This window comes from Brevibacillus invocatus (genome assembly GCF_003710915.1).
Lineage (GTDB): Bacteria > Bacillota > Bacilli > Brevibacillales > Brevibacillaceae > Brevibacillus > Brevibacillus invocatus.
Window position 1 is genome coordinate 90,205 of sequence record NZ_RHHR01000028.1, and the last position, 14,579, is coordinate 104,783.

General features: G+C 53.1%; 13 protein-coding genes. All 13 read left to right on the forward strand.

The genetic code is table 11. The features are described 5' to 3' along the window. The first annotated feature begins 80 nt into the window (after positions 1–80). The 13 genes from EDM52_RS15145 to sat all read left to right on the forward strand — a co-directional run bounded on the left by EDM52_RS15145 (position 81) and on the right by sat (position 14,290). The gene (locus EDM52_RS15145) at positions 81–1,790 is read left to right on the forward strand and encodes a sigma-54 interaction domain-containing protein (protein ID WP_245996951.1); all 1,710 of its coding nucleotides are present in this window, start codon (positions 81–83) and stop codon (positions 1,788–1,790) included. Positions 1,791–2,028: 238 nt separating this feature from the next. Beyond that, complete coding sequence (locus EDM52_RS15150; RefSeq protein WP_183185124.1) at positions 2,029–2,955, forward strand: MBL fold metallo-hydrolase; 927 nt, start codon at positions 2,029–2,031, stop codon at positions 2,953–2,955. Between the two features lie 11 nt (positions 2,956–2,966). Further along, positions 2,967–3,728 carry an SDR family NAD(P)-dependent oxidoreductase gene (locus tag EDM52_RS15155; protein ID WP_462935887.1) on the forward strand — a complete coding sequence of 254 codons (762 nt, stop codon included), beginning with the start codon at positions 2,967–2,969 and terminating at the stop codon, positions 3,726–3,728. A 57-nt stretch (positions 3,729–3,785) separates the two neighbouring features. Beyond that, positions 3,786–4,955, forward strand: coding sequence for an acyl-CoA dehydrogenase family protein (locus EDM52_RS15160; protein ID WP_122909816.1), 1,170 nt, complete (start codon positions 3,786–3,788; stop codon positions 4,953–4,955). A 32-nt stretch (positions 4,956–4,987) separates the two neighbouring features. Continuing rightward, the gene (locus EDM52_RS15165) at positions 4,988–5,416 is read left to right on the forward strand and encodes a MaoC family dehydratase N-terminal domain-containing protein (protein WP_122909817.1); all 429 of its coding nucleotides are present in this window, start codon (positions 4,988–4,990) and stop codon (positions 5,414–5,416) included. A 14-nt stretch (positions 5,417–5,430) separates the two neighbouring features. Continuing rightward, positions 5,431–5,847: a MaoC/PaaZ C-terminal domain-containing protein gene (locus EDM52_RS15170; RefSeq protein ID WP_122909818.1), complete on the forward strand. Its 417-nt coding sequence runs from the start codon at positions 5,431–5,433 to the stop codon at positions 5,845–5,847. Positions 5,848–5,888: 41 nt separating this feature from the next. After that, positions 5,889–7,121: an MFS transporter gene (locus EDM52_RS15175; RefSeq protein ID WP_122909819.1), complete on the forward strand. Its 1,233-nt coding sequence runs from the start codon at positions 5,889–5,891 to the stop codon at positions 7,119–7,121. Next, positions 7,115–8,440: an MFS transporter gene (locus EDM52_RS15180; RefSeq protein ID WP_122909820.1), complete on the forward strand. Its 1,326-nt coding sequence runs from the start codon at positions 7,115–7,117 to the stop codon at positions 8,438–8,440. The genes EDM52_RS15175 and EDM52_RS15180 overlap by 7 nt, the downstream gene beginning before the upstream one ends. 29 nt (positions 8,441–8,469) lie before the next feature. Then, complete coding sequence (locus EDM52_RS15185) at positions 8,470–9,510, forward strand: MBL fold metallo-hydrolase (protein WP_122909821.1); 1,041 nt, start codon at positions 8,470–8,472, stop codon at positions 9,508–9,510. Beyond that, complete coding sequence (locus EDM52_RS15190) at positions 9,507–11,114, forward strand: long-chain-fatty-acid--CoA ligase (protein WP_122909822.1); 1,608 nt, start codon at positions 9,507–9,509, stop codon at positions 11,112–11,114. Before EDM52_RS15185 ends, EDM52_RS15190 begins: the two co-directional genes overlap by 4 nt. Continuing rightward, positions 11,111–12,274, forward strand: a complete 1,164-nt coding sequence (locus EDM52_RS15195; RefSeq protein ID WP_122909823.1) for a thiolase family protein — start codon at positions 11,111–11,113, stop codon at positions 12,272–12,274. The genes EDM52_RS15190 and EDM52_RS15195 overlap by 4 nt, the downstream gene beginning before the upstream one ends. A 118-nt stretch (positions 12,275–12,392) precedes the next feature. Continuing rightward, on the forward strand, positions 12,393–13,094 hold the full coding sequence (locus EDM52_RS15200) for a phosphoadenylyl-sulfate reductase (RefSeq protein ID WP_122909824.1): 702 nt from the start codon (positions 12,393–12,395) through the stop codon (positions 13,092–13,094). Then, on the forward strand, positions 13,076–14,290 hold the full coding sequence (gene sat, locus EDM52_RS15205) for a sulfate adenylyltransferase (RefSeq protein WP_415783059.1): 1,215 nt from the start codon (positions 13,076–13,078) through the stop codon (positions 14,288–14,290). Before EDM52_RS15200 ends, sat begins: the two co-directional genes overlap by 19 nt. Positions 14,291–14,579 lie beyond the last annotated feature (289 nt).

Consider the following 14,579-nt stretch of genomic DNA (forward strand, 5'->3'; position numbering starts at 1 on the left):
CTGAAACAAGGCTCCTTTTCCCGTTCTGTCGTGACGAGCGCGCATGGAGGGCAAAGAGTGTGCAAAAGGGGGTCTTCAACATGCATGATCATGGTTGGATGGAGGTTATCCCGTTTCCAGTCGTAGTCACAGGGCCAGATGAGGAGATTTTGAATGGCAATCTGCCTTTTCAGGAGCTATTGCCAGTGAAAGAAAGAGAACGGATCAACGGACTTCGATTGGGAGAGTTGTTCGAGGGCTGGGAAGCGTGGAACGAGACTCAGCGATATGGCAGGTACAAGGATCGGTCGTTTTTGCTAACGCGAAGCAGCACGGATGTCCAAAATGGCATGACCGTCTGGGTTTGCACGGACGGAGGGCATATTTATTCGCTTCTGCAGCGGGAAAAGGAATTGGAGCGCGAGCTGGACGCGATCATGGACAGCTCTGAGGATATTATTTACATCACCAACCCGGATGGCATGACCCTACGGACCAATCGCGCAATCAGACGGTTCACGGGGATGCCCGAGGAGGCTTTTATCGGAAAAAACGTGAAGGAACTGATGGAGCAGGGCATTCTGCAAGAAACGCTGACATTTCGCGTGTTGGCGGAAGGCAAGGCCGTCCGTACTGCTCCGCAAAGCATGGATGCCAAACAAAATACGTTGAAAACCGCGATCCCGGTGTTTAATGATGCAGGGCAAATCGAAAAAGTCGTGACCTATGTCAGGGACTTGTCCAAGCAGAATCAGCTGTACCAGGAATTGATTCGCGCCCTGGAGGAGAACGACGTGTACAAAAAAGAGCTGAAAGAGCTGAAAACAAAAGCGAGGCCGGACTACGGCGTGATCGTGGAAAGCAAAAAAATGGCGGATATTTACGAAATGGCGGAGCGGATCGCCGATGTAGATGCCACAGTCCTCATACTGGGCGAGACAGGTGTGGGCAAAGACGTATTGGCTCGCAGCATCTATCAGGCGAGCCAGCGTAAGGACAAGGGGGAATTCGTGAAGATCAACTGTGGGGCAATCCCACATGACTTGCTGGAGTCGGAGCTGTTCGGCTATGAGCCGGGTTCGTTTACCGGTGCCAGCAGATCGGGAAAGCAGGGGATCTTTGAGCAGGCAGACCAGGGTGTGCTGTTTCTCGATGAGGTGGGAGAGCTTCCGATGTCCTTGCAGGTAAAGCTCTTGCGTGTCCTGCAGGAAAAGCAGATACAACGAATCGGCGCAACAAAGTCGAAGCAGGTGGATGTCCGACTGATCGCTGCGACCAACCGCGACCTGAAGCAGATGGTCAGACTGGGCACATTTCGCGAGGATTTGTACTATCGCTTGAATGTCATCCCGATTCTGATTCCGGCACTGCGCGAGCGCAAAGAGGATATTTTGCCAATGGTCCAATACTTCCTCAGCCATTTAAACGGAAAATACAAGCTCTCCAAGACGTTTAGCTCCTGCATGCGAGAGTTTTTCTATCGCCATCACTGGTCGGGAAACGTGCGCGAGCTGGCTAATCTGGTGGAGCGGTTGATTCTTACGGTTCCGGCCAAGGAAATCACGGTGAAGGATCTGCCGCCTGAATACCAGGAGCAGGATGATCGTGTCATCACTTGTGCCAGACTCATGCCGTTGAAGGAAGCAGCGGAAATGGCGGAGAGGGAGATGCTGGCGCTGGCTGTTCAACAATTTCACAGCACGTACAAGCTGGCAGAAGAGCTGGGGACCAGTCAGACGACGATCGTACGAAAGCTGAAAAAATACAAATTGTCCACTGACCATTTCCTTGATCATGCCGAATCGGTTTAGGCTACTGTCAGGGCAAAAAGGGAGCAAGACCGACCCAAGTTTGACTCGTCGAACCCAAAATGACTCGGGTTTTTGGCGTGAAGCGAGTCCATTGTGACTCGGTATGCGATATTCATGCGATAGTCTTTATTGTTTCGCAGTCTGATCGTATGGCACGGCCATTGCAAATAGCTAAAAGGTGTAGAAAGGAATCGACTTGCACATGGAGGTGAGCGATACGCATATTCTTCCAATCAAAATGTCTACCACGTTTGCGAAAGGAAATGTAAACGCCTTCATTTTGCCCGGTTCCCCTGTAACGCTGGTAGATGCCGGGACGCATTTGCCTGGGTCGATTCAGCAGCTTCGGGAGGGAATGGCTGAGGTGGGCTTTACCTTTCAGGATGTGGAGCAAATCGTCGTCACACACATGCATACGGACCATTATGGAGGGGTTTCGGCCATCTTGCAGGAAACCGATGCAGTCGTCTATGTGCACAGACAGGCGATGGGGATGCTGGAGCATGGAAAAGAAGGATTTGAGCGGGACGAGGAATTCATGCGGAGGTTTATCGAGGAATGCGGAGCCGCTGAGCTGCTCAAGCGGCAGCGCAAGTTCTACCCGCTGCACTGGAAAGAGGTTCGCTATTTGGAAGAAGGAGACGTGCTGACGGCAGGAGGACGAGAGTGGAAGGTGCTCTACACACCCGGGCACAGTCAGTCAGATATTTGCCTTTGGGATGTGGATTCGGGAGATACGATTGTAGGCGATTTTCTTTTGCAGGAGATTTCCTCGAATGCCTTCATCACCCCGCCTGATAAGCGAGAAGAACGTCGTCCCAGACCGCTGATGCAGATGAGAGAATCGTTTCGCCACGTCTACGAGCTTCCCTTGAGCACGATTTATCCCGGTCATGGTGACCCATTCACCGATTTTCGTGCTCTCATCGATCAGCGTCTTCAAGAGCAGGAGGATCGCTGCGACAAAATTGTATTACTGCTGGCACAAGGTCCCCGCACGGTCTATGAGCTGACGCGTGAGCTGTTTCCCTGGCTGCAGGAGAATGGCATGTTTTTAGGACTTTCCGAAGTGCAGGGGCATCTCGATTTGCTTTTGGAGCGCAGTCGGGTACAGGTGGAGCGCCGTGATTCGGTCGCCTGGTATCAGGCAGTTCAAGAAAGGTAGAGAGGAGAATCGTGATGAGTCGACTACAGGACAGGGTGGCGGTTGTGACCGGTGCTGCCAGAGGGATTGGGGCAGCAACGGCGATGCGCTTGGCTCAGGATGGGGCAAAAGTGGGCGTGTTAGATTTGAATGAAGAAGCTTGCCAGGAGGTGGTTCAGCGAATTCGTGAGTCTGGAGGCGAAGCGGTTGCCGTAGGCTGCAATGTGGCGGATGGCCAGCAGGTTGAAGAGGCCATCAACACGGTTGTCAGCCAGTTTGGAAGACTCGATATTTTGGTGAACAACGCTGGGGTGCTACGGGATAATCTACTGTTCAAAATGTCCGAGGACGATTGGGACACGGTGATGAACGTCCACCTGAAGGGCAGCTTTTTAGCGAGTCGGGCAGCTCAAAAGCACATGGTCAACCAAAAGTACGGAAAGATAGTCAACACGAGCTCCACATCGGCGCTGGGCAATCGCGGTCAAGCCAACTACTCGGCTGCAAAGGCAGGTCTTCAGGGCTTTACCAAGACGCTGGCTATCGAGCTCGGTCCCTTTAATATCAATGTCAATGCGGTAGCCCCGGGCTTTATTGCAACCGATATGACCAAAGCAACAGCAGAGAGGGTCGGCATCGATTTTGAGGAAAACAAGCGCTTGGCATCAGAGCGTATACCGCTTCGCCGGGTTGGACAGCCCGAGGATGTCGCCAACGTGATCGCTTTTCTTGTCAGTGACGAGGCCAGCTACGTGTCCGGGCAAGTCATCTACGTCAACGGAGGCAACCGCTAGTCAGGCCAAACATCGCAAGGCAGCCACTATGTAAGGACCATATAAGGGGGATGCGAAATGGATTTTACTTTGACCGACGAGCAAAAAATGATTCAGAAGACGGTGCGGGAATTTGTGCAGAAGGAACTGATGCCTTTGGAGCAGCAGGTACTGCGCAATGAGCGGGAAGGGCGCGATGGCGTGTCCAAGGAAGAAATTCAGAAGATTCGGATGAAAGCAAAGCAGGCAGGCTTCTGGGGCATCAATACGCCGGAAGAGTACGGTGGAGCCAACCTTGGGCCCGTCATGACGGCGTTGATCATGATGGAGCTGGGACGTACCTACGTGCCGTTCAGCTTTGGCGGTTCGGCCGACAACATCTTGTACTACTGCAATGAAGAGCAGAAAAAACGGTATTTGATCCCGACCATCGAAGGGGAGCGCCGTTCCTGCTTCGCGCTGACAGAGCCAGGGGCCGGCTCGGATGCTGCCAATATCAAAATGTCTGCGGTCAAGGACGGCGACGAGTGGGTGCTGAATGGAGAAAAGGTATTCATCACCAACGGGAATGAGGCAGATTTCGCGATGGTATTCGCGGTGACAGACAAGGAAAAAGGTGCTCGCGGTGGTGTTACCTGCTTCCTCGTCGACCGCGATATGGGCTGGCGCTCGGAGCCGATCCATACGATGGGCGAGTGGGGACCCGCATCCTTGATTTTCGAAAATGTGCGTGTTCCGGAAGAAAACATCCTGGGAGAGCTGGGCCGTGGATTCGAGCTAGGCATGCAGTGGATCGGGCAAGGTAGATGGGTTATTCCGGCTCGTGCAGTAGGTACAGCGGAGCGTCTGCTGCAAATGGGCATCGATTACGCGAACACCCGTCATACCTTTGGCAAACCGATAGCGGAGCGGCAGGCGATCCAGTGGATGATTGCAGATTCCGCAGTCGAGATCGAAGCCACCCGTTGGATTGTCTTGCGCGCTGCCTGGATGGCGGAAAATGGCCAGGATGCGCGCCATCAGTCCTCGATGGCTAAACTGTACGGCTCCAATATGGCAGACCGTGTCGTGGACCGCGTCCTGCAAATTCACGGAGGAATGGGCTACACCAAGGAGCTGCCGATTGAGCGCTGGTATCGCGAAATCCGCCTGTGGCGCATTTTTGAGGGAACCGATGAAATCCAGCGTTACATCATCTCCCGCAACCTGCTGAAAGGAAATGTAAAAGTGGGAGAGCTGCTGGCTTGACGATTTGTACCTTTTAAGAGGGAGGGAGAAGCATGCAGATCGATCCTGCTGTAATAGGCAGTACTAGTGAAGCGGTACTCATGGAGGTTGAGAAAGGGGCGATACGTGCATTTGCCCATGCCATTGGCGACGAGAATCCGCTTTTTACAGATGAAGCATACGCTCGCGAGCACGGATACAGCAGCCTGGTCGCTCCGCCTACATTTCCCACGACGTTTCGGGTACCGATTCCACAGGTGAAATTTGAGCTGAGTCGGGTCCTGCATGGAGGACAGGAGTACAGCTACACCCGGCCGATCGTCGCCGGGGATGTGCTGCGATGTGTGAATCAGGTTCTCGATGTTTATGAACGCGAAGGCAAACAGGGTGGGAAAATGACTTTCCTCGTGACCCGGGTGAAGGGCGAGGATTTGGACGGTCAGCTTGTTTTTACGAGCACCAGCACCATCATTCTGCGCTGAAAGGAGGGAGCATCATGCAACAAACCATAGATTGGTCGGAGGTCGAGGTTGGGTGCGAGCTTGAGCCCCTCGTCAAGCCAGCCATCACCAAAGTGCAGCTGCTCAAGTACGCAGGTGCATCAGGCGACTTCAACCTGATCCACACCGATGTCGAGACAGCGCGTCAGGTAGGGCTGCCGGGGACGATTGCTCACGGCATGCTCAGCATGGGATTCCTGGGGCAATACGCCAGTCAGCTGGCAGGAACGCAAGGCTTTGTCAGCAGACTTCAGGTTCGTTTTGCCGGCATGGTTTTCCCGGGGGATGTCTTGACGTGTCGTGCAAAAGTGACCAAAAAAGAGAGCAATCAGATCGATTTGGAGCTGTTTGTGGAGAGAGAGCCTGGCAAGGCATTGACAAGTGGTGAGGCGACCTTGACCTTGCGACCCTAATTTCTGCATCAGATGCGCAGCAAGAGTAGGAGGAAACAAAAATGTCGTCGACGATATGGTTTCTCATGTCCACGATGTTCATCGCCAATATCGGGTTCGGTGTCATTTTGCCTACCTTGCCATTCATGGCCAGGTCTGTTGGTGCCACGACATTTGAGATGGGGATGGCACTCTCCGCATTTGCCATCTCGCAATTGCTGTTCAGTTCGTTTTGGGGCAGGATGTCCGATCGGGCAGGCAAGCGCCCGATCCTCATCCTGGGTATTGTCGGCTATGGAATTACTTCTTCACTGGTTGGACTTGCACCGAACGTCACGATTCTGCTCCTGCTGCGATTTGTCTCAGGGGCCTTGGCAGCCGCTGTTTTTCCTGCAGCACTCAGCCTGGCGACCACCTCCACTACACCGGATGATCGGCCGCGAGTGATGGCGTACATGGGCTCGATGAATGGAATCGGATTTATTGTCGGTCCACCTCTGGGGGCATTTTTGAGCGGATTTGGTTTGCAGATTCCCTTTTTCTCGGTGGGTTTGCTATCCGTCGGAAGCGGAATTCTCGCTTTTTGGCTACTGCCCGTCGAACCGCGGATGAAGCAGGAGCAAGTCTACAACGGGGAGCGAGTAAGTCTTCTCATTCGATTGAAAGAGTCCGTTATGGCGCTGTTTGACCGCAAGCTTGCTCCCTTCTTCGGGGGGACCTTCTCGTTTACGTTTAGCGATGCGGCTATTACGTCGACGCTCGCCTATTTTTTGACTGATGTCCTGCACTCGACACAGGGTATGGCAGGCTGGGCTTTTATGGTGAATGGCGGAGTGGGGGCCTTGATTCAAATGTCTCTCTTCTCGTTTTGGTACCGGAGGTGGGGAGAGATGGGGACGATGGTGACGGGCTTTACCTTCGGATTAATTGGTTTTCTGGCTTTGGGATTTGCCACACAGGTCGTCTGGGTGTTCGTCGCGATGACGTTACTGGCATTTTGCCGAGGCTTTGCTTTTCCAGCGATGACCTCTGCGATCTCGCTGCGGACGAGTATGGACGCGCAGGGGAGCAGCTTTGGAGCGCAGCTGACCTGCAACAGTCTGGGGAGGGCGATCGGTCCTTTGATTGCAGGCTGGTTGTTTGCCTATCAGGAACGGCTCCCGTACTTTGTAGCTGGATTGCTGATGCTGCTGATGACGGTAGCCTTGATCTATGTAAGCAGGATGGAGAAAGAGATCGATGGAGTGAGGACTAAGGAGAGTAACGGAAATGTGAAGGAGGAAGGAACATGTTAAAAGCCACATTTCTGTCCCGCGAGCTGGATACCTATCCCGCGGGCGGATACCGCGTTTGGCTGTTGTCTATCGCCATTTTGGCCAACTTTATTGCCTCCTATGAATCACAGATAGCTCCCGTGCTTCCGCTGTTGCTGAATGACCTCAACATGGATCTGCAGCTGTACGGCATTTTGTCTGCTGTTTCCATCCTCGCTGCGGCCTTGTCCTCACTCCTATTCGGTCCACTCGCTGACAAGTATGGCCGTGTCATATTTCTCGTCCCGAGCCTGTTTTTGACGACGATTTGTGTGTTCGGAATGGCTTTTGTAGAGACAATCTCGCAGCTCTTTGTCCTGCGTGTGCTGCTCTCGTTTGTCGACGGAGTGGCATTCGGGATGACGGCAGGGCTCGTGCGGGATTTTTCACCCCGAATGGGGCGTGCTCTTGCCTACAGCTTCTGGACGTTTGGTCCGGTCGGCTCCAACTTCTTCGCCAGCGCTATGGCAGGGTGGACCCTTCCCATTTACGGCTCCTGGCAATCCCAGTTCTACATCGCTGGAACCATCGCTCTCCTATCCTCGGTGGTCATTTTATTTGCGATCCGTGATCTTTCTCCCCGCTTGCGTGACCAAATTGTCCACAGCACCGATCAATTGCCAGAAGCGAATGAAAAAGCTGCCCCTGTCCAACCACATCATGAAAATGAATCGAGAATGAAGCAGATTTTGCGGGTTCCACATTTGTGGCTGTCTAGTATTGGGATCTCCGTCTACCTGCTCATCTATTTTACGATGGCGGGATTCGGTCCCAAGATTCTGGTCGATTCCTTCGGTTTTGAAGCCCATCAGGCTGCTAGCATTGCCAAGTACTTCTGGATGTTCAACCTGGGGGTACTCCTCGTCGTCGGCTGGATCTCAGATCGTCTCCAGTTGAGAAAAATCATTTCGCTGATCGGAGCCGTAAGTTTTGGACTTTACATGATCTATTTTGTGAGCTTGTTCGGAACGAAGGTATCAGAAGGCGCGATGATCGTAAGCGTTTCGATGCTGGGTACATTTATGGCCATCACGTATGCACCTTGGAATGCCTTGTTTTCGGAAAATGCAGAAGATGTGAACCCTTCGCTTCAGTCTACTGCGTGGGGCTTGCACGGCGCCATTATTCGGATCGTGCCCGTAATCATGAACCTGGTCCTGCCATCGGTCGTAACCGGCTACGGGTGGGAAACATGGGTTGCGATCGCTTCCTTGGTAGGTGTGGTCGTCTATGTTCCGCTGCTGTTCATGACCAAAGGAAAATGGTTTTCCAAGAAACCGAGTGAGGCAGTGGTGCAATGATTGCTTGAGAAGGGAGAAACCAAAAAGATATGAGCGATTTGCACATCGGTCCAATCGAAATACTGATCGGAGAAAATCAGAGCCGTACCCCTTTTTCCACCTCTCTGCTGATCAAAGGCAAGGAGAGTGACGCGTTCATTGATTGTGGAGCTGGGGAGGCTGTATTTGACTATGTAAAACGAGAACACAATGTCCAAGACATCTATGTCACGCACTACCATCTGGATCACATCTGGGGGCTGGCCGAATTTCCCGAAAGTCTTGTCTGGATCAATGAGCGAGATCTGCCAAAGTTTTCGGATCTTGACGAAATTGCCAAAGCAAACGGATACTTCGCCATTTACGGGGAAGAGGAAGGGAAAGAGTGGGTTCGAGGCTTGCGAGAGGAGGCTGGCGCTCGGAAACGGGGTCACTACTCCTGGTCCAGCGTCATAGGGGCAAGGAAAGCTATCTATCCTTATGATCGGGAAATCGAATTGGCGGGTACCAGAGTCGTCATGCTTCATGCCCCGGGTCATTGTGAAGGATTCTGCTGTCCGTATTTTCCGGATTACGGCATCCTGCACGTGGGCGATTTTGATTTGACTGCCTTTGGTCCCTGGTACAACAATGCGGACAGCGATATTGACGACATGGTGCTGTCTGCCAAGCAAACGCTGCTGGTGGATGCGGAGCTCTACGTCACCTCCCATCAAAAAGGCGTTGTGTCCCGTGCGGATTACCAGCGGCTGTTGGAGACGTACATGGGGATCATTGACAGGCGGGAGGAGAAGGTAAACCGGGCGGTGCGACAAGGAATGCCACCCGAACAGCTCATCCATCAGGAAGTCTTTTACCTGCAAAAAAATGTGCAGCAGACGCCCAGACTATTGGTTTTTGAAAAAATGGGCATTGCCAAACACTTGAGGAGACTGATCAAGCACGGCGAACCGATTCAGGATTACTACGAGTCCTATTTGACTGCACATGGGATGCATGGAGAATTTGTGGATTACGTGCATACACCTTCTGCTGCGACACCATCTGGAGTAGGTGAGTTGAATCGACCGAGCAAGGGGGAGAGGAAATGAAAAGACCTTGGCACCAATGGTATTTGGAAGGCGTCTTAGCAGAAGTAGAGATTCCGTCTATTTCGCTGTACCAGCTACTCGAACGCTCGGCACAGGATTATCCCAATCGCCCGGCAGTCATCGATGGTGATCGAGAATGGAGTTACGCGGAGCTCCGTGCAGACGTGGATTTTCTGGCAGCAGCCATGTACAGCCGTGGCATACGAAAAGGAGAGCGGGTAGCGATTGCCTTTCCGAACAGCGCAGAGTATATCCTGACCTATTACGCCGTCCATCGTTTGGGCGGGATTGTGGTTCAGGTGAATCCGATGTATCAGACGCATGAATTGGACTATCTTTTGAAGGATTCGGAAGCCTCGTGGTTTGTGGGGAATCGAGAGCAGGCGCAAAAGCTGGAGAAAATCGATTTGAAACAGGATCTCGGCATCATCTGGGCAGACCCGGGCGACGAAAGTGAAAATAGTCTGTACGGAATGATCAAGGAGAAAAGGCTGCAATTGCCGCCATTGGAGATTCAGCCGCAGGAGGATCTGGCAGTCCTGCAATACACGGGGGGAACGACGGGCCGCGCCAAGGGAGTCATGCTGACACATGCCAATCTGGTCGGAACTGTCTATCAGGGCTTTACATTCGGAGGCGGGGTTCGCAAGGTGGAGGAGCGAATCTTGGGGATGCCGCCTCTCTACCATGTCTACGGGATGAGCCGGATGAACGGCACCATGTTCAATGCACAGGCTTATATCTGCCTGCCGCGCTATGACGTGAATACAATCCTGCAGCTGATTCGCAAGCACCGTCCGACCGGTTTTCCTGCTGTCCCGACTGTCTATATCTCGTTGTTGAACCATCCTGATCTGAAACCGGGCGATCTGGATTGCATCGTTGCTTGTGGCAGCGGATCGGCGCCGCTTCCCGCAGAAGTGATGCAATCCTTCGAGAAGAAGACAGGCGTTCCGATCATCGAGGGGTATGGCTTGTCTGAAACCTCTCCTGCCACCCACGTCAATCCATCGGCTAGGCGAAAGCCGGGCAGCATCGGTATTCCTTTGCCCAATACAGACAGCAAGATCGTCGACATGGAGACGGGACTTCGAGAGCTGCCGCCAGGGGAGCCGGGTGAGCTGATCATCAAGGGACCGCAGGTGATGAAGGGCTATTGGAAAAAACCGGAGGAAACGGCTGCCGTTATGAGAGACGGCTGGTTTTACACAGGAGACATGGCGACGATGGATGAAGAGGGGTACTTTTACATCGTGGGTCGTATAAAAGAACTGATCATTTCCAGCGGCTTCAACGTTTACCCGATTGAAGTGGAAGAGGTGATCTACCAGCATCCGGCTGTCGCAGAGGCTGTCGTCTATGGCGTACCGGATTCCTATCGCGGTGAGACAGTAAAGGCCGCTATCGTGCCGAGGCTCCATGAATCGGTGACGGAAGAGGAAATCATCGCCTGGTGCTCGGAGAGGTTGGCTCGCTACAAGGTTCCGAAAATCATCGAGTTTCGGACAGAGCTGCCCAAGACGACTGTGGGTAAAATTCTGCGCCGCACCTTGATGGAGGAAGATCAGCAGCGCAGGCTGGCTCAGGGAGGGGAAGCAGGATGAGAGAAGCAGTCTTGGTATCTGCTGTGCGGACACCGATCGCGAGGGCAAAAGGTGCTTTGAAGGATATGGAGCCCTCTGATTATGGCGCGATGGTCATTCAAGAGGCTTTGAAAAGGGCCAGGGTAGAGGGAGAAGAAGTGGACGATGTGATCTTTGGCAACTGTCTATCTGGTGGCGGGAACATTGCCAGATTGGCGGCATTGAAAGCAGGAATGCCTGTCACGACGCCCGGCTTGACCATCGATCGCCAGTGTGGATCTGGGATCAACAGTGTAGTACTAGCGGCAGAGGCGATACTCGCCGGGGGTGCCAGCATCATGCTTGCTGGTGGCGCAGAGAGCATGACGCGGATGCCGTTTTTGATGGAGCCATCCAGTCAGGCATACGACCGTTCACCACCGAAATTCGTCCGCAGGGAGCTGGCACCCAAGCATATTGGCAATCCGCCAATGGGCATCACAGCAGAAAATCTCGTGGAGCGATACAGCATCAGCCGAGAGGAGCAGGATGAGTTCGCCTTTTATAGCCAGCAGAAAATGAAGGCTGCGATGGAAGCAGGCATCTTTGGCGAGCAAATCCTTCCAATTACGATCCCAGGGAAAAAGGGTACGACGACGCTGTTTGCACTGGATGAGCATCCGAGACCGGAGACGAACCTGGCGGGGTTGGCAGCATTGCCTCCTGTATTCAAAGAAGGCGGCACTGTTACTGCCGGGAACTCCTCTGGCGTCAATGATGGTGCGGCGGCATTGGTGCTGATGGAGGGAAGAGAAGCGGAAAAGCGGGGATTGGAGCCTTTGGCAAGAGTAATCGGTTGGGCTGTAGCGGGTGTGGACCCCAACATCATGGGCATCGGCCCGGTGCCTGCGACCCAGAAGCTCTTGAAAAAGCTGGACCTCAAGCTGTCAGACATCGATCTGGTCGAAGTGAATGAAGCGTTTGCTGCGCAGGTCATCGCCTGCGATCGAGAGCTTCACTTGGATCCGGAACGACTCAATGTCACAGGCGGAGCGATCGCACACGGGCATCCTATCGCGGCTACCGGTTCCATGCTGGTGACCAAGCTCGCCTATGAGCTAAAGCGCCGCGGTGCCAAAAGAGGTCTGGTGACGGCATGTATTGGCGGAGGTCAAGGAATCGCGCTGATCATCGAACGATAGGATTCTTCACCTCGTCCCAAGCAGGGCGGGGTTTTTCTTTTCGGCGGACGACGCGCCACTTGCAGGTCGCCCACATATGATGATGGGGGGAAAACCTAGCAAGAGAGGAGATTCGCAGATGAGTATTCGCCACTCGATGAAAGACGAAGAATTGCAGATCGCGGCCTACAGGCTGGAAGCAAAGCCCGCGCAAGATGTGCTGGTCTGGGCGATGGAGCACTACGGTTCCAGTCTGGTTCTCGCCTCCAGCTTCGGGGCCGAGGATGTGGTGCTCATTGATATGCTGCAAAGGCTGGCGCCAACAGTGCCTGTTTTTTATCTAGACACGAACAAGCATTTCACCGAGACTTACGAGACACGCGACCGTTTGCAGGAGCGGTATGGAGCTGCTTTTATCCAGGTGCTGCCGAAATTGACTCTGGAAGAGCAGGCATCCCGACACGGCGACGAGCTATGGCAGCGTGACCCCAATCTGTGCTGTCAGATTCGCAAGGTCGAGCCATTGAAGCGCATTCTCGCCAACTACCAGGCTTGGGTAACAGGGATTCGCAGAGAACAATCTCCTACGCGTGCCCATGCCAAAAAAGTCGAATGGGATGAAAAATTCAACCTGGTCAAATTTAATCCACTGGCAGACTGGACACAGTCACAGGTCTGGGAATATATACATGATCATGATGTCCCTTACAATCCGTTGCACGACAACCACTATCCGAGTATCGGCTGCAGTGTTTGCACCCGTCAGGTAATGCCGGGTGAAGATCCGCGAGCGGGTCGCTGGGCTGGTTTTACCAAGACGGAATGTGGCTTGCACAAATGAACGCAAGGAAAGGGGATCACGTCATGTCTAAGAATGTACCGCATGGGGGAGTATTGATCGAAAGGTTACAGCCAAGGTCCGGAGATAGCCTGCACGATCTACCTGAAAAGGTCGTTATGGTAGACAAATGGACGCTGTCTGATCTGGATTGTTTGGCCATTGGCGCCTTTTCTCCCCTTACCGGTTTTATGGGCGAAGCAGATTATCGTGCCGTAGTCTCATCCATGAGATTGTCAGACGGAACCGTATGGCCTTTACCCGTCACGCTGGCAGTCGACTCCTCCAAGTATGGCGAGGTTCAGCCAGGAGATCGCCTGTTGCTGCGCGGTGAGGACGGGGAGGATTACGGGATTCTACATGTGGAAAGCCGGTATATACCGGATAAACGCATTGAAGCGCTCCAGGTGTTTCGGACGACAGACGAAGCGCATCCAGGAGTGAAAAAACTGTATGAGAAGCCCGACCTCTATCTGGGAGGTCCAGTGGAGGTCTGGCAGCGTCCCAAAGCGGAGCAGTTTGGCGACTACTATCTGACCCCAGCGCAGACGCGGTCTATCTTTGCGTCAAAGGGCTGGAAGAGCGTTGTCGGTTTCCAGACTCGCAATCCCGTTCATCGCGCACATGAGTACATTCAGAAGGCTGCAATGGAGATTGTGGACGGCTTGTTTCTCAATCCATTGATGGGCGAAACGAAGTCAGATGACGTGCCGGCGACGGTGAGGATGAAGAGCTATCTCGCCCTCTTGGAAAACTACTATCCGCCAAATCGTGTCCTCCTTGCTGCATTTCCAGCAGCGATGCGCTATGCCGGGCCGCGTGAAGCGGTCTTTCATGCAATCGTCCGAAAAAACTACGGCTGCACGCATTTTATTGTCGGGCGCGATCATGCTGGAGTCGGTGATTACTATGGCACCTATGACGCCCAGTACATTTTTTCAGAATTTGAGCCAGATGAGCTGGGCATTCAGCTGCTGTTTTTTGAACACAGCTTTTACTGCAGATCCTGCCAGGGGATGGCTACTACCAAGACGTGTCCGCATGATGCAAGTCATCACATGGCCTTGTCTGGGACGAAGGTGCGAGCAATGCTGAGGAATGGACAGACGCCGCCTCCTGAATACAGCCGGCCGGAAGTAGCGAAAATATTGATCGAAGGCATGCAGCAGCAGGAAGAGGGAAATTCCTTAATGCGATAAGCGAGCGTAGTTTAGGGGAAGGCTTACCCGTCCCTTGCGCCTTTTTTTGATGAGGACGAGCTAAATTTGTATGCGCTTTCACGCATATGTGGCACGAAATAGCGCATGACTGCTGAGCATTCGTTCGGACGAAAGTCCACTAAATTCTTGAGTATTTCGTTGACACCCCCTAGGTGCCTAGCTATAATCAGACGTAACACTTTATTTTCTGACAACTACAAAATTAAAAAAATTATTATAATAGCAAGCTATGACGAGGATGGTGCGCGACACTTCTTTTCCAGAGAGC